The 18,513-nt window shown below is 62.5% G+C and carries 19 protein-coding genes; 8 read left to right on the top strand and 11 right to left on the bottom strand.

Annotation, left to right across the window (positions count from 1 at the left end; translation table 11 throughout):
- Positions 1 to 90 precede the first annotated feature (90 nt).
- Together MHH62_RS00360 and MHH62_RS00355 are read left to right on the top strand one after the other, a co-directional pair.
- Positions 91 to 897, top strand: coding sequence for a gamma-carboxygeranoyl-CoA hydratase (locus MHH62_RS00360; protein WP_014718957.1), 807 nt, complete (start codon positions 91 to 93; stop codon positions 895 to 897).
- Complete coding sequence (locus tag MHH62_RS00355; RefSeq protein WP_032902817.1) at positions 894 to 2,819, top strand: acetyl/propionyl/methylcrotonyl-CoA carboxylase subunit alpha; 1,926 nt, start codon at positions 894 to 896, stop codon at positions 2,817 to 2,819. The genes MHH62_RS00360 and MHH62_RS00355 overlap by 4 nt, the downstream gene beginning before the upstream one ends.
- Here MHH62_RS00355 and MHH62_RS00350 read toward each other — a convergent pair.
- Positions 2,816 to 3,451 carry a S24 family peptidase gene (locus tag MHH62_RS00350; RefSeq protein ID WP_014718959.1) on the bottom strand — a complete coding sequence of 212 codons (636 nt, stop codon included), beginning with the start codon at positions 3,449 to 3,451 and terminating at the stop codon, positions 2,816 to 2,818. The two genes, MHH62_RS00355 and MHH62_RS00350, sit on opposite strands and share 4 nt — an antisense overlap.
- 130 nt (positions 3,452 to 3,581) lie before the next feature.
- Between MHH62_RS00350 and MHH62_RS00345 the strand changes: the two genes are divergently transcribed.
- Entirely contained in the window at positions 3,582 to 3,932 is a 351-nt protein-coding gene (locus MHH62_RS00345; protein ID WP_224797008.1) for a DUF3077 domain-containing protein, read from the top strand.
- 465 nt (positions 3,933 to 4,397) lie between these two features.
- On the top strand, positions 4,398 to 5,549 hold the full coding sequence (locus MHH62_RS00340; protein ID WP_014718961.1) for a M14-type cytosolic carboxypeptidase: 1,152 nt from the start codon (positions 4,398 to 4,400) through the stop codon (positions 5,547 to 5,549).
- Positions 5,550 to 5,707: 158 nt separating this feature from the next.
- On the opposite strand, the gene MHH62_RS00335 is transcribed toward MHH62_RS00340, so the two are convergent.
- Together MHH62_RS00335 and MHH62_RS00330 are read right to left on the bottom strand one after the other, a co-directional pair.
- On the bottom strand, positions 5,708 to 6,247 hold the full coding sequence (locus MHH62_RS00335) for a cytochrome b (protein WP_003192209.1): 540 nt from the start codon (positions 6,245 to 6,247) through the stop codon (positions 5,708 to 5,710).
- A complete protein-coding gene (locus tag MHH62_RS00330) occupies positions 6,244 to 7,326 on the bottom strand; it encodes a catalase family peroxidase (protein WP_339232211.1) in 1,083 nt (360 codons plus the stop codon). The genes MHH62_RS00335 and MHH62_RS00330 overlap by 4 nt, the downstream gene beginning before the upstream one ends.
- Before the next feature lie 167 nt (positions 7,327 to 7,493).
- Between MHH62_RS00330 and MHH62_RS00325 the strand changes: the two genes are divergently transcribed.
- Positions 7,494 to 8,000 carry a sigma-70 family RNA polymerase sigma factor gene (locus MHH62_RS00325; protein ID WP_014718963.1) on the top strand — a complete coding sequence of 169 codons (507 nt, stop codon included), beginning with the start codon at positions 7,494 to 7,496 and terminating at the stop codon, positions 7,998 to 8,000.
- The gene (locus tag MHH62_RS00320) at positions 7,997 to 8,734 is read left to right on the top strand and encodes an anti-sigma factor (protein ID WP_336826977.1); all 738 of its coding nucleotides are present in this window, start codon (positions 7,997 to 7,999) and stop codon (positions 8,732 to 8,734) included. Before MHH62_RS00325 ends, MHH62_RS00320 begins: the two co-directional genes overlap by 4 nt.
- Here MHH62_RS00320 and MHH62_RS00315 read toward each other — a convergent pair.
- The 7 genes from MHH62_RS00315 to MHH62_RS00285 form a co-directional block, all read right to left on the bottom strand.
- Complete coding sequence (locus MHH62_RS00315; RefSeq protein ID WP_201915631.1) at positions 8,731 to 9,651, bottom strand: spore coat U domain-containing protein; 921 nt, start codon at positions 9,649 to 9,651, stop codon at positions 8,731 to 8,733. The genes MHH62_RS00320 and MHH62_RS00315 overlap by 4 nt on opposite strands.
- 77 nt (positions 9,652 to 9,728) lie before the next feature.
- Positions 9,729 to 12,077 (bottom strand): fimbria/pilus outer membrane usher protein, encoded by a 2,349-nt coding sequence (locus tag MHH62_RS00310; protein WP_014718966.1) that lies wholly within the window; start codon positions 12,075 to 12,077, stop codon positions 9,729 to 9,731.
- 72 nt (positions 12,078 to 12,149) lie between these two features.
- A complete protein-coding gene (locus MHH62_RS00305; RefSeq protein ID WP_072433893.1) occupies positions 12,150 to 12,938 on the bottom strand; it encodes a molecular chaperone in 789 nt (262 codons plus the stop codon).
- Between the two features lie 25 nt (positions 12,939 to 12,963).
- On the bottom strand, positions 12,964 to 13,452 hold the full coding sequence (locus MHH62_RS00300; protein WP_014718968.1) for a spore coat U domain-containing protein: 489 nt from the start codon (positions 13,450 to 13,452) through the stop codon (positions 12,964 to 12,966).
- A 2-nt stretch (positions 13,453 to 13,454) separates the two neighbouring features.
- On the bottom strand, positions 13,455 to 13,997 hold the full coding sequence (locus tag MHH62_RS00295; RefSeq protein WP_003192220.1) for a spore coat protein U domain-containing protein: 543 nt from the start codon (positions 13,995 to 13,997) through the stop codon (positions 13,455 to 13,457).
- A gap of 18 nt (positions 13,998 to 14,015) precedes the next feature.
- On the bottom strand, positions 14,016 to 14,561 hold the full coding sequence (locus MHH62_RS00290; protein ID WP_014718969.1) for a spore coat protein U domain-containing protein: 546 nt from the start codon (positions 14,559 to 14,561) through the stop codon (positions 14,016 to 14,018).
- On the bottom strand, positions 14,555 to 15,046 hold the full coding sequence (locus tag MHH62_RS00285) for a spore coat U domain-containing protein (protein ID WP_093114405.1): 492 nt from the start codon (positions 15,044 to 15,046) through the stop codon (positions 14,555 to 14,557). Before MHH62_RS00285 ends, MHH62_RS00290 begins: the two co-directional genes overlap by 7 nt.
- A 190-nt stretch (positions 15,047 to 15,236) precedes the next feature.
- On the opposite strand from MHH62_RS00285, the gene zapE reads away from it, so the two are divergent.
- Positions 15,237 to 16,331, top strand: coding sequence for a cell division protein ZapE (gene zapE / locus MHH62_RS00280; protein WP_339232208.1), 1,095 nt, complete (start codon positions 15,237 to 15,239; stop codon positions 16,329 to 16,331).
- A 37-nt stretch (positions 16,332 to 16,368) separates the two neighbouring features.
- Positions 16,369 to 17,667 (top strand): protein kinase, encoded by a 1,299-nt coding sequence (locus MHH62_RS00275; protein ID WP_339232207.1) that lies wholly within the window; start codon positions 16,369 to 16,371, stop codon positions 17,665 to 17,667.
- A gap of 122 nt (positions 17,668 to 17,789) precedes the next feature.
- Here MHH62_RS00275 and MHH62_RS00270 read toward each other — a convergent pair whose 3' ends face one another.
- The gene (locus MHH62_RS00270; RefSeq protein ID WP_003192227.1) at positions 17,790 to 18,494 is read right to left on the bottom strand and encodes a YebC/PmpR family DNA-binding transcriptional regulator; all 705 of its coding nucleotides are present in this window, start codon (positions 18,492 to 18,494) and stop codon (positions 17,790 to 17,792) included.
- Positions 18,495 to 18,513 lie beyond the last annotated feature (19 nt).

Here is an 18,513-nt window from a genome sequence, read left to right as displayed (position 1 = left end):
GGGGCGCTGTGCACCCCAGCGCAAGCAAGCTTGCTCGCCACAACAAGCTCGCTCCTACAGGAGGCCTCTCATTATTTCGGAGCTCCTTGCATGAGCGACTTCAACACCCTCGAACTGATCACTGACCGCCGTGGCTTTGCCACGCTGTGGCTCAGCCGCGAAGCCAAGAACAACGCGTTCAACGCGCAGATGATCCGCGAGCTGATCCTGGCCCTTGACCGCGTACAAGGCGACCCGTCCCTGCGCTTCCTGGTACTGCGCGGGCGTGGCAAGCACTTCAGCGCCGGTGCCGACCTGGCCTGGATGCAGCAATCGGCCGAGTTGGACTACCACACCAACCTGGACGACGCCCGGGAACTGGCAGAGCTGATGTACAACCTGTCCAAGCTGAAAATCCCCACGTTGGCGGTGGTGCAAGGCGCGGCCTACGGGGGCGCGCTGGGCCTGATCAGCTGCTGTGACATGGCCATCGGTGCCGACGACGCCCAGTTCTGCCTGTCGGAAGTGCGTATCGGCCTGGCGCCGGCGGTGATCAGCCCGTTCGTGGTGCAGGCCATCGGCGAACGCGCTGCCCGTCGTTATGCACTGACAGCCGAGCGGTTCGGCGGCCAGCGCGCACGGGAGATCGGCTTGCTGGCGGACAGTTATCCGGCCGAGAGCCTGGATCAACAGGTGGACCTGTGGGTCACCAACCTGCTGCAAAACAGCCCGGCGGCCATGCGTGCCAGTAAGGATTTGCTGCGCGAAGTGGGCAACGGTGCCCTCACCCCCGCATTGCGACGCTATTGCGAAAATGCCATTGCGCGTATTCGGGTGAGCGCCGAGGGCCAGGAAGGTTTGCGCGCGTTTCTGCAAAAGCGTGCGCCAAGTTGGCAAAATCAGGAGCCACGCTCATGAGCACACTCACCACCGTTCTGGTGGCCAACCGTGGCGAGATCGCCTGCCGGGTCATGCGCACCGCCAAGGCCATGGGGTTGACCACCGTGGCTGTGCACAGCGCCATCGACCGCGATGCCCGCCATAGCCGTGAAGCCGATATCCGCGTCGACCTGGGCGGCAGCAAAGCCACCGACAGTTACCTGCAAATCGACAAGCTGATTGCCGCCGCCCACGCCAGCGGCGCCCAGGCGATTCACCCCGGCTACGGCTTCCTTTCAGAAAACGCCGGCTTCGCCCGAGCCATCGAGGCGGCAGGCTTGATCTTCCTCGGCCCGCCCGCCTCGGCCATCGACGCCATGGGCAGCAAATCCGCGGCCAAGGCCTTGATGGAAACGGCTGGCGTACCCCTTGTGCCGGGTTATCACGGCGAGGCCCAGGACCTGGAGACCTTCCGCGCCGCCTGTGAGCGTATCGGCTACCCGGTGCTGCTCAAGGCCACGGCGGGCGGCGGTGGCAAGGGTATGAAGGTGGTCGAGGACGTCAGCCAACTGGCCGAAGCCCTGGCCTCCGCCCAGCGTGAGGCGCTGTCGTCGTTCGGCAACGGGCAGATGCTGGTGGAGAAATACCTGCTCAAGCCGCGGCATGTCGAGATCCAAGTGTTTGCCGACCAGCAAGGTCATTGCCTGTACCTCAATGAGCGCGACTGCTCGATCCAGCGGCGCCATCAGAAAGTCGTGGAAGAAGCCCCGGCACCCGGCTTGAGTGTCGAGCAGCGCCGGGCCATGGGCGAAGCGGCCGTGCGCGCTGCCCAGGCCATCGGGTATGTCGGCGCAGGTACGGTGGAGTTTTTGCTGGATGCCCGTGGCGAGTTTTTCTTCATGGAGATGAACACGCGGCTGCAAGTCGAGCATCCGGTGACCGAAGCGATTACCGGCCTCGACCTGGTGGCCTGGCAGATCCGGGTGGCCCAAGGTGAGGCGCTACCGATCACGCAAGAACAGGTCGCGTTGAACGGTCATGCAATTGAAGTGCGGCTGTATGCCGAAGACCCGGCCAATGACTTTCTGCCCGCCACCGGGCACCTGGCGCTGTACCGCGAGTCCAGCCAGGGCCCTGGACGCCGCGTGGACAGTGGCGTCGAGCAAGGCGACAGCGTGTCGCCCTTCTACGACCCGATGCTCGGCAAGTTGATTGCCTGGGGTGAAGACCGCGAACAGGCGCGCCTGCGCTTATTGAGCATGCTGGATGAGTTTGCGGTCGGCGGGCTCAAGACCAACCTGGGCTTTTTGCGGCGCATCATCGGGCACCCTGCGTTTGCCGCCGCCGAATTGGACACCGGGTTTATCCCGCGCTATCAGGATGAGCTGTTGCCGACGCCAGGGGCCTTGAGCGATGAGTTCTGGCAGGCGGCGGGCTCGGCGTTTATGCAGAGCTTGCCGGCGGGTGACGGGCCTTGGGCCAATCGCCAGGGCTTTCGTGCGGGCCTGCCTGCCGAGGTGTCGCTGCACCTGAGCTGCAATGGGCAGGATCGGTTGGTGACACTGACCGGGCAACCGTCTCAGTTATGCGGCGAACAGTTGCTGACTGAACATCAGGGCGTGCGCCGTGCTCATCTGGCGGTGCGCAGTGAAGGCAGCCTGTACCTGCGTTGGGACGGCGAGATGCATGCCGTCAGCCTGTTCGACCCGATTGCGGCGGTCGAAGCCAGTCAATCTCATCAGGGCGGCCTCACCGCACCGATGAACGGCAGCATCGTGCGAGTACTCGTGGAGGTGGGCCAAACTGTTGAAGCCGGCGCTCAACTGGTGGTGCTCGAAGCCATGAAGATGGAGCACAGCATCCGGGCGCCCCACGCCGGGGTGGTCAAGGCGCTGTTCTGCCAGGAAGGTGAAATGGTGGCAGAAGGCAGCGCGCTGGTGGAGCTTGAAACGGCCGGCTAGAACTTCGCCGTGGCTTGCACCACCACACCCAGGAGGCGGCAGCCGTCGGTGAGCAGCACCTTGGGGTAAGTGGGGTTGAGCGGCACCAGGTAGTGCTGGCCGCTTTCTTCCTGCAATCGGCGAAAGGTGGCCTGGGGGGTGCCAGCCCATTGGGCCACCACCAGCCTGCCGGGCTCGGGCGCGATGGCCGGGTCAACCAGGATCATCATGCCAGCCGCAATGCTCATGCCCGTGGGGGCGGTCATGGCGTCTCCCGTCACCGGCAGCCAGAATGCCTCGCCTCGGGCGTGGTAATCGGTCAATTCGTAGCGCTCGGTGCTATAAGGCGCACGCTCTTCACGCAGCTCGCAGGCCTGCTTCCAGTCGCTGACCGGGTAGCGGAAATACGGGTTGTAGTGCGCTTCCCGTTCAGGCACTTGCGCGGCCCGTTCACGAATCTCCAGCGCCACCTCCAAATACCCCAGCCCCAGTTCGGCCAGCACGCGGTTCATGTCCGCCAGGCTCGGCACGCGGCGTTTATTGAGCCAATGGCCGATGCCGCCCTGGGACATCCCCAGGCGCTGCGCCAGTTCATCCTGCGTGACCTTGCGGTCTTTCATGTTGGCTTTGACCAACGCTATCCAGTTATCCATGGCGCATCACAATACGGCGCCCATTTTTGCGGGCAATAAACAGTTTGTAGTAATCCATAAAACGACAGGAATACGATACGTACTATCATCAAGCCCAAGGATTTCGACACCCACCGGAGTACTGCCGCTTATGACGACCCGCACACACCCAACGCCCGACACATCCGAACTGACTGAAGTAAACGACATGTGCAACAGTGGCGCAGCCCAGCGCGCACTGGACTACTACTTGAAAGAAAATCGGTCGACGCCGGATTCGGACGGGGCCATGTTCGCGATCAAATCCGATGTCAGCCAGGAGGAAGCCCTGATACACGCCTCGGACCTGTTGCGCAGTGCAGCGGCAACCGCCTACGAGTCGGCGTGCAGCCATCAGGGCAACCAACGCGACCTGGCGTTTTCAGTGGTGTATTTGATCGATATGGCGAAGGCGATGGTGGAGCGGTCGTTGCAAGCGCCCAGAGCGGCGGCAAACGCGTAGCAGGCATGAAAGAAAAATATTTCTATCCCACGGATAAAAACATTTGACTTGCAAATGATAATGATTATTATTGGGCTCAGCTGATCGCAAGATCAGTCGATAGACCAAGAGACCTTAGGTCGGACTCTTGGAATATCTCCTCATCAGGCTAATCACGGTTTTTGACCCGGCTCTTTGGCCGGGTCTTTTTTTTGCCAGTTTTCCTGGCGTGGCTTCAGGCTAATGAAGACTGTGTGTTGCTTGATGCCGCGCATGGTAGCAAAAGACTATCGCCCAACGAAAGTCGTCCGAGTGCTCTAGCGCGTATCTCTGCGAATTAGCGCTTGAGAATCAATCTCATAGACTCTAAGCTGCGGCGGCGTCAGGGATGACGCCCCCTCCCCCTGCAACAATTTTTGCATCCAGGTTTTACCGAACGCCTGTGTAAGATAGCCGCCACATCACTCATATTCAGGCAACCAGACTATGACCGTGGCCTTGACCTCCATCAAGATCAGCACCGACTTCGACAGCGGCAACATCCAGGTCCTGGATGCCAGCGACGCTTATCAGTTGTTGCTGGCAATCAATCCCGACACCCGCAGCGATCACTACCAATGGTTCCACTTCAAGGCCGAAGGCATGCACGTGGGGCACACCCACACCTTTCGCTTGAGCAACGCAGGGCGCTCGTCCTACAAGCATGCCTGGAGCGGTTACAACGCCGTGGCGTCCTATGACCATATCAACTGGTTCCGGGTACCGACGCGCTTTGATGGCGAGATCCTGCACATCACCCTCCAGACCCGGCAAAAGTACGCCTGGTTTGCCTACTTCGAGCCCTACAGCCGTGAACGTCATGACTGGTTGATCGAGCAAGCCCTGAAGTACGCCGGGGTCACCCTGCTAGCCACCGGCAAGAGCGCTGAAGGCCGCGATATCCAACTGCTGCGCCGTGGCAAAGGGATCGAAGGCCGGCGCAAGGTGTGGATCATCGCCCAGCAGCACCCCGGCGAGCACATGGCCGAGTGGTTTATGGAGGGCGTGATTGAGCGCCTGCAAAAGGACGGCGACGACGAACTGAAAAAACTGCTGGCCGTCGCAGACCTGTACCTGGTACCGAACATGAACCCGGATGGCGCCTTCCATGGCCACCTGCGCACCAACGCCATGGGCCAGGACCTTAACCGCGCATGGCAAAGCGCCAGCCAGGAACTCAGCCCGGAAGTCCTGTTCGTCCAGCAACAGATGGAAAAATACGGCGTGGATATGTTCCTCGACATCCACGGCGATGAAGAAATCCCCTACGTGTTCACCGCCGCCTGCGAAGGCAACCCCGGCTACACGCCGCGCATCGAAGCCCTGGAAAAACATTTCCGCAGCCATTTGAGCCACCTGACCCGAGACTTCCAGACCACCCACGGCTACACCCGCGACCTGCCTGGCCAAGCCAACATGACCCTGGCCTGCAACGCGGTGGGGGAAAAGTACGACTGCCTGTCCCTGACCCTGGAAATGCCTTTCAAGGACAACGACGACGCACCCAACCTGCGAACTGGCTGGTCAGGCGATCGTTCGAAACAGTTGGGCAAGGACGTCTTGAGCAGCGTCGCTGATATCGTCGGGCGTTTGCGCTAACCCCCTGTGACAAGCTTTTTGTGGCGAGCGAGCTTGCTCGCGCTGGGCCGCATAGCGGCCCCATGAAAATCACTGCCGGATCACCTGACACACCGAGCAGGCTGTTTTGGGGCTGCTTCGCAGCCCAGCGCGAGCAAGCTCGCTCGCCACAAGAGCGGTCAATCCTTGCTGCCGGTCATGCTTTGCAAGACACCATCGCGGCGGATCAAACCGTGGAATAACGCGGCTGCCAGATGCACCAGCACGGTGAGAAACAGCAGATAGGCCAAATAACCGTGAGCCTTGCGCAACAACGCAAACAACGGCGCATTCGCCCCCAGCAGCGCGGGCAGTTGCAGGTTACTACTGAGCATCACCGGGTCACCGGCCGCTGAAATCATCGCCCAACCCAGCAGCGGCAACACCAGCATCAACGCGTACAACAGCACATGAGAGGCCTTGGCTGCCAGCCTCTGCCACACCGGCAAATCCGCTGGTAACGGCGGCTGGCGGGTGGAAAAACGTACCGCCAGGCGCACGATCACCAGTGCCAGAATCGCAATGCCCAGCGGCTTGTGCAGGTGGATCAGCCACTCATGGCGCTCCGACACCGACGCCGCCAGACCCGCGCCGATAAACAGCATGGCGATGATCATCAACGCCATCAGCCAGTGCAACACGCGCGCCAAGGGCGCAAAGAACCGTGGTTGAGCATTCATGGCTTCGACTCCTGTGGGGCGCTGTGCAACGGGCTGACTTCACCGGCGCGGCGCAGGTACGAACTGGCATACGCGGCCGAACGTGCGGCCAGCAAGGGGTCGTTGGAGGCTTGGATACCACTGGGCAGAATCAACGGGTCAAAGTTGATATCGCGGCAATCACCGTCTGCCTGGGGCTGGCTGCTTTGCAGCACCAACGTGCCGGCGTTGAGTACCTTGTGCGCACCGGTCCAAGTCTTGCTTGCGTCGTCCAGCGGGTCGCCGGGGTTGGCCAGGGTCATGTTCAACTGCCAACGCAACGGCCCGGCGGCCAGGCGTCGCACCAAGTCCTGCTCGAGGAAGTCACTGCCAGCAGGTGCGGTATCACCCGCCGCGTCCTGGCTCTGGGGCACCACCTCCCAACGCACGGCCTGGCGCGTACCATCGGCAGCCACCAGGTAAAACGCGTTGATGCCGTTATAGGTTTCAGTCGCATAACTGGCCGATGGCTTGGCGGTCTTGACCCAGGCCAGGAATGGCGCGGTCTCCGGGTGTGCGGCAAAAAAAGCCGGCATGCTCGACGGGTTCGGCTTGCCAGTGGCCGGGTCTGGCGCGCCGGCCTTGAGCAACTGGTAGAACGCCTCGGGCGTGCCCACCGGGAACACCGGCATGCTGTTCATCCCTGTACGCCATTGCTGGCCGTTGGCCTGGCTGAACTGCACGGCGAAACTGCGAATCGGCACACTGCTGTCCGGCGCGTAGGGGTTGCCGCTGGGCAAGGCAAACCGGCCGATGATCGGGGTCTTGGCCTCGCTGAACACCTGGGCGCTGGAATAGGCACGGGCCTCGGTACTGCTCTGGAAATAACCCGCCACGCATACGCCCTTGGCATGGTTACGGCGAAAACCCGGATGCACGCCGTTATTGGTTTCCAGGGCATTGACCAAGGTTTTTGGCCGCAGGCGTTGTGGGTCGAGCGTGCCATTGACGTAGGCAAATGCGCCGGCAACAACCGCAACCACGGCACCGATGCCGGCGAGTCGTGCGATCAGGCTCGCAGTGCTCAAGGGAGGACGGGGTGGTGATGAGTGATCTACCATGCAGGAACTCCAGGGCCAGAGGCCTCAGGCTGAAACATAAGGTCGGAGCATTAAGACGAACGCCGATGGGCTCTATTCCCAGGCCCTGGATTTATTTTGCGGGACGGGGAATAACCTTCAACGCCGGACGTCTCTCTAGTCCCAGCGTAGTGATCAGCCAGACACCCATGCATGAACTCGACGAACAGTTACGCGAACTCATCCCCAGGTTGCGGCGTTTTGCCGTGTCCCTGACGCGCAACAGCAGCAGCGCCGATGACCTGGTGCAATCGACCCTGGAGCGCGCGATCGTCGCCTGGGCCGATAAACGTATCGAGGGCGACCTGCGCGCCTGGCTGTTTTCGATCCTCTACCGGCAGTTCCTCGACGCCCACCGCCGCAACCGCCGCTATGCGCGCATGCTCGAATTCTTCACCGGCCGCGATGACGTGCAACCTTCGGTAGAACGCACGGTGCTGGCCCAATCCACCCTGCAAGCCTTCGACCAACTGAACACCGAACAGCGCGCCCTGTTGCTGTGGGTGTCCGTCGAGGGCTTGAGCTACAAGGAAGTGGCCGAGATCCTCAAGGTGCCCATCGGCACCGTAATGTCACGCCTGTCCCGCGCACGCCAAGCGTTGCGTCAGCTCAGCGATGGCGAAATGGCCGGCCCTGCCCTGCGGAGACTCAAATGATCAGCCTGCCCCCCAGCGAACGCGATTTACATGCCTACGTCGATCACCAATTGCCGGGCACTGATCGCTGTGTGCTTGAAACCTGGCTGGCCAGCCACCCCGAAGTGGCGGCCCGGGTACAGGCCTGGCAACAAGATGCGCAGTTGCTGCGCGCGTCGTTGAGCGGCGCCCTGCAACAGCCGCACAACCCGGCATTGGACCCGGCGCTGATTCGCCAGCGCATCAAGAAACAGTCCCGTCGGCACTTGGCCACGGCGGCGTTGTTGCTGATCGCCGTGAGCCTCGGCGGGGTTGGCGGTTGGCACGCCCGTGAAGCCACCCAGCCGCCGCTGTTGCCGATGACCGACGCCATGCAGGCCTACCGCCTGTTTGCCCAGGACGGCATCATGCCTGCCGACTACAACGCTCAGGACCCTGGCACCATGCAGGCCTGGCTCGACCGTTATTTCAACCAGGCCCATCGCCTGCCCGACCTGAGCCAAGCCGGTTTCAAGCCGGTCAGCGGGCGTCTGCTCACCACCGACCAAGGCGCGGCAGCCATGGTGCTGTACCAGGACGCGCAAGGCCGGCGCATCAGCTTCTATATCCGCCCGCCGGGCCCGAACAACGGTTTCCTGCCTCGCGGCAGCCGCAGTGCCGATGGCTTGCAGGCCGACTACTGGTCGGGCGGCGGCTACAACTACGCGATGGTCAGCCCGGTGGATCAGGCCGCCGCGTTGCAGACGCCATTCTAGAAACCGACGTCCAGCACCACGTTATCCAGATAGGTGCCAGCCGGCGGCGTGGGCTGGTCGGTGTAGACCTTGGCGTTGTAGTTGTACACCTGGCTGCCATTACCCAAGCCGTTGCCGGGATTGACCTCGGCCGTGGAGCTGGCCCGCCGCGCCGCGCCGACACTGCCCCAACGCGTGGTGCCGGCACTTTTGAAAATGTCATAGGCCAGGTAATTGCCGCCGGAAACCATGCGCCGCCGGCCGCCGACACTCACCGGGTTCTGGCCATCGCTCAAGCCCACGGTATAGGCGCTGCCCTTGGTGCAGGCGATGTTGATGGTCTGCCCGCTCACCGCACTAAACCCACTGACCACCGGCGCGCTGCCGAAGCTGATATTCGGGGCGGTGATCTGGCAATCGTTGGTCACGGTCATGCTGACGGTCAGGGACGCCGTGCCGCTGCCAATGTCACGTCCCAGGCAAATGCCGCCAAGGCCGATCCCCGAGCAATAATTCCACACCCAGGCGATGCTCAATGTCTCGGTGTACACCCCGGCGGCGACGTTGCTGCCAGTGATGCTGCTCAGGTACAACGGCACAGTTTTCGCGCCGGGCCCGGCGATCAGGCCGATGCTCTGGGCGATGCCGCCAGCGCCGCCGAAATCGAATTGGCTGCCACGGGTGATGGGATAGCTGGTGCTGTTGTTGCCATAAATCGTGTAGCTGATCACATCACCGGTCGGCCCGACCAAACCCGTCTGGGGCGAGGTAATCGTGGCGTAAAAATGGTCGGTGGACACCAGCAGCGATATCAGCGCCGAGGTGCAACTCAACCCTGAGTTGGCCGTAGAGCTGGTTTGCGCGGCGGTGCGCACCGTCATCGAACTGATCGAACCAAAACTGGCCGGCACGGTGGACACCACCGAACACGCCGCCATGGCCTGCCCGCAAAACAACAAACCCACGCCATACAACCCTACGCTGCCCCTCACCTGAACACTCCCTGTTCAATCCCTCATTGGCACACTAATGGCCCGATCAAGGGCACGTCCTGTTGCTGCTCGTCCATATCGAAGGTTGCCTGGCAGGTGCGGCCCTGTCCCAAAGTGACCTGCAAGGTGTTGTGGGCGCTGAGGTTTTCCAGGTACACCAGGCCATCCCAGCCGACCACCGCCTGGGTGTTGCTTTGCTCGTGCACCACCAGGCTGCCCAGCGGCAACTCCTGATGCTGGCGGTCCACCAGGGTGATGCTTGCGGCGAGCACCCGGCGCAGGGGGAATTCCAGCAGGTAGCCACTGCCTCGGCGCACCGACACGCGCTGTTCCACATTGGGGCTTTGCACATTCGCCGGCAGGTTCAACGGGTCGATCTCGTATTTGCCGCGGTAATAGGCACTGCTCCACGGCACCAGCAAATGGCCGTTGCGGTCGGTCTGGCCCACCAGCTGGTTTTCGTAGCGCACCGGAATCCCGGCAAAGCCCTGGGTGCTCACGACCACAAAGGCGTCATTGATGCGGTTGGCGGCAAAGGTTTCGCCGCCCATCCACACCAGTGAGCCGCTGGCATCGGCCCAGCGCGTCATGGCCTCGCTGCTGCCGTACACGCCGGCCTGCAACTGCACCGACTGCAAGCGCCAGGTCAGGTCGGCCTGTCGATAGCTGGGGGCATCGCCCTGGGCATAGCCGAGGTTGTAGCCCACCCCGCCTTCGCTGGGCACCGCGCGGCTGTAGTTGATGCGCTGGCGACTGGCGCCGTCCTTGCTGCGCTCGGTACTCAAGGCCAGGCTGCCGTTGAGGTCGAACGGGATGACCAGTTGCGCCTGCATGGCCCAGTTGCTGTCACCGATTTCGCGGTTGGCTGACAGATAAAAGCTGGTGTTGCGCCACAACGGTTTGCTCCAGCTCAGGTTGAGCAGGCGCGTGCGCGAGTCGTCCGCCGCCTGCACGTCGAAATAACCCAGGCCCAGGCTGCCGAAACGTTGGAGGTTGAGACTCAGGGTCACCTGCTCGCTGCGCTTGCTGAGGCTGGCGTAAGGGGTATCGACCAGAGTCAGGTCGGCGTAGTCGTCGCGGCGCTCCACCCGTTGGTACATAAAGCTGTAGCGCGTGCTGTTGTACTGGTAACCGAGGCTCAGTTGCTGGCCCGTGCGGCTGTCGAACTGGCTCTGGCTGAGGGCGGTATTGAGCACGCCGAAGTTGCCCAGGCGCAGGTTGCCGCCGAGCCCGCCGAGGGTCAGGTCGCTGGAGGCTTCGGCGTGGCTTTCCAGGGTCAGGTTATCGGAATAGCCGTAGCGGAACGTGCCACTGGCCACGCCCGGCCCGTAGCCGAAGTCCCGCAGGGTGTAGTCACGGCGCAAGGTACCGGCGGCCAGCGAAAAATCCGTCAAGCCTTGTTGCAGCAAGGTGCTGGTGACGTAGAACGGCACCGTGGTCGACACTTGGCGTCCCAGGGCGTCGGTAGTGACCACCACGGCCTCGCCGGCACCGTTGATAAACGGGATGTTGGTCAGGGTGTAGGGGCCGGGTTGCAACTGTGCGCTGTCGGATTTATAGCCGTTGATAAACAGATCCACCGACGACGGCACCGCCGCCTCACCGGCAAACTGCGGCAAGGGGTACGTGACCAGGTCGGGGCGCACGGCAAAGTCCCGGGACAGTTGCACCCCGCCCAGGCGCACCGAACTGCTCCAGGGCAGCGCACCGCTGATCACGTCGCCAGCCTCGTAGGTCAGCAGGCGCTCATCGTCGGAGAAACGCCAGGTGGTGTCGTAACGTCGGTAACCATTGTTGAGGGTACCGCCGCTGACTCCGTCGGACAGGGTCTGGCGCAGTTGCCCGGTGTTGGACAAGGTGCCCCAGGTGTCGAACAGCCGCACTTCGTTCCACGCCGCGAGGTAACTGCCGCCGTCGTCGGTGTCATTGAAATACACGTCATAGTTGAGCAAGGCGCCGAAGCTGCTCATGGCCTGGGTACGCGGATAGGTATTGCGGTTGCCGATGAACTGTTCCTGCAGCCAGGAAGGCGGCACATCCAGCAGCAGGCGCTGGCCGTTGCTGTCGTAGTCGCTGTGCAGGCCCGGCACCTGGTCCAGGGCCACACTGCCGACGGGCTCACCGGGCAGTTTCATGCCCACGTCCTGCAACGCGCTGGCCGGCACAAACAGCTGGCCGGCGCGCTGCTCGACCGCGATAACGCGGCCGGTGTCCATCTGGTTGACCACCAGTTCCAGAAACAGCTGTGCATCGGCAACTGCCTCCATGCTGCCGGGCGGCGGCGGCAAGTCGCCCGCCATCGCTGCGCCCCACAGCCCGCTTGCCACTGCCACCGACGGCCATAAAACCCGAGCCCAACCGCGACTCACCATGGCGTTGTGTCCTTCAATGGACATCTCCATCCTGTGAAAACCCGGGCGTGTGCCCGTTGCGCTACATAACGGTTAGCGCTTGGGCGCCAGGCTCTCCAGTTGCGGCGCGCCGTTGACCCTGACCTGCAACGGCTGGTCGGCCGATACGGCATCCGGCACCGGCCAGCGCATGCTCGCGCCCGGCAGCACATAGCCGAGCAAGCCTTCTACCAACGGCCGGGTCTGCCCGCCCTGTTTGAATGACGCATCGGTAAGCCGCGCATGCACGGCGCCCTGGTTGCGCACCTCGATGTAGTTGCGCCCTGCCACGTTGACCTTTTGCCAGCTCAACTGCGGCTTGCCCGCGCCCTTGGGATCGCGCTGCCGGGTAGCGTCATCTTTGCTCCACAAGCCGGCGCCGTAGGCAAACAGCGGCACCGAATAACGCATCTGAAAGCGAATCGCCGCCGCCGTGTTCTTGCCCTCCGGCGGCGCCGGCACCTGCAACGCCGAGGGGATTTCATCAATGATGATGCGATAGGCCAACTCCTGCCCCGGCGGCACTTCCCGGGTGCGGGTCAGGCGCACCAGTTGCTTCTGGCCCGGCTCGATCTTGGCCACCGGCGGGCTGCCGATCACATCGCGCTGGTTCTGGTACTGCTCGTCAAAGCCATTCTGGCTCCAGGCAAACACGCGGATCTGCAGGTTGGCGGTCTCGGTGCCACGGTTCTCCAGCCACAGCGCGCTGGCCTGTTGGTCAGCCTCCAGCACCGGGTCGATGGGCCAGATCAGCACCGAACTGGCCGCCTGTACAAACCCTGCCGAGCACAACGCCCCCAAGGCGAAACCCGCGGTCCATAACCGTCGCAAAGCACAACCCATGACACCCCTCCTTAAACCGTTAGCCCTACCACGTCAGCTGCACCTGCAGCGTGTCGCTGTACGTCCCCCCAGGCTGATTGCCCGGTAAAACCACCCGCCCGTAAATCGGCAGGCTGATGTTGCTCGCATCGCTGTAGGTCACGCTGACGCTCTGGTTGATCCCCAGGCTCTGGCTGAACGCCGCATCGCGAAACAATTGGTAAGCCACCCGCGCGCTGCCACTGTTGAGCTGCAAATTGCGTCCGGTGCTGCTGTACAGGCCGCCATCCACGCTCATGCTCAGGGCCACGCCCGGCGTGCATTGCAGGGTTACGCCGCCAGTGAGAGCCGCTGTGACCGTGCTGGTGGCCAGGGCCGAATAGCTGCCGTAGGCCAAGGTGCCGTAGTTGGCGCCGCCGCCCACAATCAGACAGCCCGGCGTGATGGTCGCACTCACCTGGAAGCTCTGGTTGACCACCGCCGACAGCGGCAACGGTATCGCCAGGCCGATGGCGAGCAACACCCTGGGCCACATCGTTAGAACGTCAGTTCCACGGCCACGGTGTCGGTGTAGGTGCCCGCCGGCAGTCCCGCCTTGCCCACCGCCCGGCCGTAAAGGTTGACGGTCTGCGCCACGCCGGTACTGGTGGCGAGGGTCACCACGCCGTCAATCGCCAACAGCGCTGAACGCCCGCTGTCAGTGTAGAAATCGTAGGGCACGAAGTTACCCACGCCATCGGCCAGCGCACGGGTGCCACCGGGGGAAGCACCGTCGTGGGCGCCGGCACGCACCTTGATCGTTGGCGCGGTGCCAGCCGAACACAGGATCGACAACGCCCCGCCGGTACCGGTGCCGCCGAGCAGCTGGGCGTCGGCATTGGTAAACAGGCTGTTGGTGGTGCCGAAGTTCAAGCTACCGAAATTCAACCCGGTGGCCGCCCCGGAGCCGTTGACCTGGCAACTGGCGATCAAGGTCAGGCTGGAACTGATCTGCCCGGTCACCGTGGTCGCCGCGTTCAGGCTGGACGCCAGCCCCAGGCCCAGGGCACAGAGGCCGATTCGCGATACAAGTACATGCATGATATCCATCCTCATGGTTTACCAATCCAGAGTCACCGTCAGGGTGTCTGTGTAGAGGCCGGCCGGTAGGGCCCTGGTATTCGCCACCACGGAACCGAATACCGGGATCGGTACCTGGGTGCCCTGGGTCACGACGAAATTGCGTTGCTGGCCGATCCTGTAGGCACTGCGCCCCTGGGGGTCAGCCGACAGTCGATAGGGAATGGTCTGGCGGCCATTGCTCAGGCGTCGCGTGGTCCCGTCGCCGTTAGCACCCCCGTCGATGGTCACCGTGAAACTGCTGACCACCGAAGGATTGCACGACACCGACAGCGGCGCCTTGTCGCCATCGGAGATCGCCGCGTCCAAGGTCTCGTTCCAGGTCGGCCCCTGGCTGCCAAAGTCCAACAGCGCGGTGCCGCCTTCGGGTGTGACCGGCGCGGTTTCCACGCCCTTGCTCACTTCGCAACTGGCGGTGATTACCAACCGCGCATGGACCTGGCCGTTGACCACCGCCGCCTGCGCGTCATCCGCCAGCAACAGCAGGCCACCCAGGGCCGTCACGGCCAGGTAGCGGCTTACCATGTGACCGTGACCTTGAGCAGGTCGGAATAACGGCCGACGGCGGGGATGTCCTTGAGCGGTTCGATGCGCCCATACAGCGGCAGGTCGACAGAGCCAGTGTCCGGCACGCGGCCACTGATCGGCACGTCCACCGGCAAGGGGATCAGCCGCGCGGCGTCAGCATAGATTCGATAGGGAATGGGCCGGCTGGAGGGCGCCGGATTGGCGAGATAACGCACTTCGCCGGCGCCGCCATGCAGGCCGCCGTCAACGCGCATTTGGTAAGGCGTGTCGGGGTTACATTCCAGGCGCGGCTGGCGCTGGCTGATCAGGGCCGCACTCAGGGGGCCGGCCGGGTCATCCAGACGCGGGCCGCTGCCGAAATCCAATACGCCAAGTTGCTCGATGCCCGCATTGCGGGTGGTGCCCACCAACTGGCAACCCCGCTGCACGTCGATGCGCACCTGCACCTGGAGTTGCGCAGCAAACACCGTGTTGCAGAGCATCGTGCCCATGACAGCCAATACCGCCGGTCCCTTCACAGCCCCAATTCCTTATACAGGGGTGACAACTGTGTATGAGGTTAGCCAGTTAACGCGAAAGTGCCAGTTTGCAAGGCTTGGGGCCCTTCACTATTGGTCAAATGGCATCGGGCGTCCTACAGTGAGCGACCACCGTAATACAGAGTGTTTATTCTTGGCCGTGCTTGCCCTGCTCCAGCGCCTGCTGGGTAAAAAAACCGACGACTCGGACGCCTCGCCTATCCCGGCGTATTTTCAAAAAAAGGCCGAACAACAGGGCTATACCCTCAGTGATGGGCAAATCCGGGCGATTACCGCCCTGAATCGCGAAGCTCAACACCTGCTCAACGGCCAGACCACGCGCAGCCTGTACCTGCATGGCCCGGTGGGGCGTGGCAAAAGCTGGCTGCTGGATGGATTTTTCCAGGCACTGCCCATCGCCGAGAAGCAACGTGTGCATTTCCACACTTTCTTCGCCCGGCTGCACCAAGGCATGTTCCTGCACCGCGGACATGATGATGCTCTGGGCGTCACGCTGGACGAGCTGCTGGCCGGCTGCCGAGTGCTGTGTTTCGACGAATTCCATGTGCACGATATCGGCGATGCGATGCTCATCAGCCGTTTGTTCAAGGCCCTGTTCCAGCGCGGTGTGCTGGTGTTGGTGACCTCCAACTACCCACCCGAAGGCTTGCTGCCCAATCCGCTGTATCACGAGCGTTTCAAACCGGTGATCGAGCTGATCGCCGCGCGCATGGAGGTGCTGGAAGTCAGTGCGCCTCAGGACTTTCGCAGCCTGGCCCAGGCCCACGCGCAACAGCGCTTCACGGGCGGCCAGTACGTCTGGCCAGGTACCGCTGGACAGCGTGAAAGCCTGGGCCTGCCTGCCACAGATTGCCCGGCGCAAACCCTGAAGGTCGGCACTCGGCAGTTAACGTGCCGAGGCCATCAGGCACGAACCATCGCGTTCACCTTCAATGACCTGTGCGAACAACTCACGGCGGTCATGGATTACCTGTTGTTGTGCCAGGACTTCGACCACTGGATCATCGACGGCCTGCCGCAGTTGGCCGAATGCCCCATCGCCGTGCAACAGCGCTTTATCAATCTGGTAGACGTGCTCTACGACCAGGACAAGCAAGTGACGCTGATCGGCCATCAGCCCTTGGATAAATGCCTGGAAGGCCAAGCCATCGACCTCGCCCGCACCGCCAGTCGCCTGCGCCAATTGCAGACGCTGTGCCCGCAAACCGCGTCCGAGCCGCTATCATGAGCGCCTTTTACGCCCTCTTCCGAGCACCGCGCCCTGCATGAATACCCTCGCCCAACTCAAGGCTGGCCAATTGGCTGGCGTTACGCGCCTGGACCTGGCCTGCGGGCTGACCGAGTTTCCCCGGGAAATCTTCGAACTGGCCGACTCGCTGGAAATCCTCAACCTCACCGGCAACGCCCTGAGCAGCTTGCCCGACGACCTGCACCGCCTGACGAACCTGCGCGTGCTGTTCTGTTCGGACAACGCCTTTACCGAACTGCCGCAATGCCTGGGCCAGTGCGCCAAGCTGAGCATGATCGGCTTCAAGGCCAACCAGATCAGCCAGGTAGCCGCCGCTGCCCTGCCGCCACAATTGCGCTGGCTAATCCTCACCGACAACTGCATCCGCCAATTGCCCGATGAACTGGGTCAGCGCCCGTTACTGCAAAAGTTGATGTTGGCCGGTAACCAGTTGACCGACCTGCCGCCAAGCCTGGCCCAGTGCCAAAACCTGGAGTTGATCCGCATCGCCTCCAACCGCCTCACCCAACTACCGCAGTGGCTGCTGACCCTGCCGAGCCTGACCTGGCTGGCCTACGCCGGCAACCCGGTGGAAATGGCCGTGCAGGTGAGCAGTGATGAGGCGACGCCGAACATCGCCTGGCAGGAACTGGACATGGGCGAAGTCCTTGGCGAAGGCGCTTCGGGGATTATTCGCAAGGCGCTGTGGAAACCCCGGGCGTTGCCGGTCGCGGTCAAGCTGTACAAGGGCACCATCACCAGCGACGGTTCACCGCTGCATGAAATGCAAGCCTGCATCGCTGCCGGCCTGCATCCCAGCCTGATCAAGGTTGAAGGACGCGTCGTCGGCCATCCCGATAACCAGGCCGCCCTGGTGATGGAGCTGATCGACCCCAGTTACCGCAACCTCGCAGCCCTGCCGAGCCTGGCGTCGTGCACGCGGGATGTCTACGCACCCACCACCCGTTTCAGCCTGGACGTGGCACTGCGCATGGCGCGGGGCATTGCTTCGGTGGCGGCGCACCTGCATCGGCACGGCATTACCCATGGTGACCTGTATGGTCACAATATTTTGTGGAACACAGAAGGTGATTGCTTGCTGGGAGACTTTGGCGCGGCCTCCTTCCATGCCACGGCGGACACGTTGGAAACCCGTGCGCTGCAGCGTATTGAAGTGCGCGCGTTCGGAGTGTTGCTGGGGGAATTGTTGGAGCGGGTTGAGGCCAGTGACGAAGGCTTGCAGGCACTGCAACAACGCTGCTGCCAGCCGGATGTGCTGGCGCGGCCGGGCTTTGAAGAAATTGAGGTCTTGCTCGAATCTATGCAACACCACTAAACCAATGTGGGAGCGGGCTTGCTCGCGAATGCGGTGGAACAGCCAATACATCTGTTGACTGTCACACCGCATTCGCGAGCAAGCCCGCTCCCACAGGTTGACCGCGTGTACTCAGGTAGAAATCAGCCCGCCAGGCCGACAAACATATCCTGCACATCATCATGGTTGTCCAGGCCTTCCAGGAACGCCTCGACTTCTGCCATCTGCTCATCGGTCAAACCGCTGACCGGGTTCTTGGAGATATAACCCAGCTTGGCCGACAGCACGGTGAAGCCCTGCTCCGGCAAGGCCTTCTGCACAGCATCCAGGTCGGTGGTTTCGGTGATGAACAAGGTGGCGCCTTCTTCACCCTCTTCAAAGTCCTGGGCGCCCGCTTCGATAGCGGCCATTTCCGGATCAGCGTCCGGCGTGTCCGGCGATGCTTCGATCAGGCCCACATGGTTGAAATCCCAGGCCACCGAACCGGAAGCGCCCAGTTGGCCTTTGCGGAAGGCCACGCGGATTTCCGCCACGGTGCGGTTGATGTTGTCGGTCACGCACTCGACGATCAAAGGCACCTGGTGCGGCGCGAAACCTTCGTAGGTCACGCGGTGGTATTGCACGGTCTCACCGAGCAGACCGGCGCCCTTTTTGATTGCGCGGTCCAGGGTTTCCTTGGGCATCGAGGCTTTTTTGGCCTGTTCCACCACCAGGCGCAGGTGCGCGTTGGTCGCGGTATCGGCGCCGTTGCGGGCGGCGATGGTGATTTCTTTCACCAGCTTGCCGAAAATCTTGCCCTTGGCATTGGCTGCCGCTTCTTTATGTTTGACTTTCCACTGTGCGCCCATGACTCACTCTCTTATTTCC

Origin of the sequence: Pseudomonas sp. FSL L8-0168 (assembly GCF_037976155.1) — a bacterium.
Classification (GTDB): domain Bacteria; phylum Pseudomonadota; class Gammaproteobacteria; order Pseudomonadales; family Pseudomonadaceae; genus Aquipseudomonas; species Aquipseudomonas paracarnis.
This window is presented reverse-complemented; position numbering and strand designations above follow the sequence as displayed.

Coding starts and splice junctions, on each gene's coding strand:
- MHH62_RS00275 (WP_339232207.1), top strand. CDS start 16,369: ATGAATACCCTCGCCCAACTCAAGGCTGGCCAATTGGCTGGCGTTACG.
- MHH62_RS00350 (WP_014718959.1), bottom strand. CDS start 3,451: ATGGATAACTGGATAGCGTTGGTCAAAGCCAACATGAAAGACCGCAAG.
- MHH62_RS00290 (WP_014718969.1), bottom strand. CDS start 14,561: ATGGTAAGCCGCTACCTGGCCGTGACGGCCCTGGGTGGCCTGCTGTTG.
- MHH62_RS00295 (WP_003192220.1), bottom strand. CDS start 13,997: ATGCATGTACTTGTATCGCGAATCGGCCTCTGTGCCCTGGGCCTGGGG.
- MHH62_RS00310 (WP_014718966.1), bottom strand. CDS start 12,077: ATGGTGAGTCGCGGTTGGGCTCGGGTTTTATGGCCGTCGGTGGCAGTG.
- MHH62_RS00325 (WP_014718963.1), top strand. CDS start 7,494: ATGCATGAACTCGACGAACAGTTACGCGAACTCATCCCCAGGTTGCGG.
- MHH62_RS00355 (WP_032902817.1), top strand. CDS start 894: ATGAGCACACTCACCACCGTTCTGGTGGCCAACCGTGGCGAGATCGCC.
- MHH62_RS00270 (WP_003192227.1), bottom strand. CDS start 18,494: ATGGGCGCACAGTGGAAAGTCAAACATAAAGAAGCGGCAGCCAATGCC.
- MHH62_RS00335 (WP_003192209.1), bottom strand. CDS start 6,247: ATGAATGCTCAACCACGGTTCTTTGCGCCCTTGGCGCGCGTGTTGCAC.
- MHH62_RS00320 (WP_336826977.1), top strand. CDS start 7,997: ATGATCAGCCTGCCCCCCAGCGAACGCGATTTACATGCCTACGTCGAT.
- MHH62_RS00315 (WP_201915631.1), bottom strand. CDS start 9,651: ATGGCGGCGTGTTCGGTGGTGTCCACCGTGCCGGCCAGTTTTGGTTCG.
- MHH62_RS00360 (WP_014718957.1), top strand. CDS start 91: ATGAGCGACTTCAACACCCTCGAACTGATCACTGACCGCCGTGGCTTT.
- MHH62_RS00340 (WP_014718961.1), top strand. CDS start 4,398: ATGACCGTGGCCTTGACCTCCATCAAGATCAGCACCGACTTCGACAGC.
- MHH62_RS00345 (WP_224797008.1), top strand. CDS start 3,582: ATGACGACCCGCACACACCCAACGCCCGACACATCCGAACTGACTGAA.
- MHH62_RS00330 (WP_339232211.1), bottom strand. CDS start 7,326: ATGGTAGATCACTCATCACCACCCCGTCCTCCCTTGAGCACTGCGAGC.
- MHH62_RS00305 (WP_072433893.1), bottom strand. CDS start 12,938: ATGGGTTGTGCTTTGCGACGGTTATGGACCGCGGGTTTCGCCTTGGGG.
- MHH62_RS00285 (WP_093114405.1), bottom strand. CDS start 15,046: ATGCTCTGCAACACGGTGTTTGCTGCGCAACTCCAGGTGCAGGTGCGC.
- MHH62_RS00300 (WP_014718968.1), bottom strand. CDS start 13,452: ATGTGGCCCAGGGTGTTGCTCGCCATCGGCCTGGCGATACCGTTGCCG.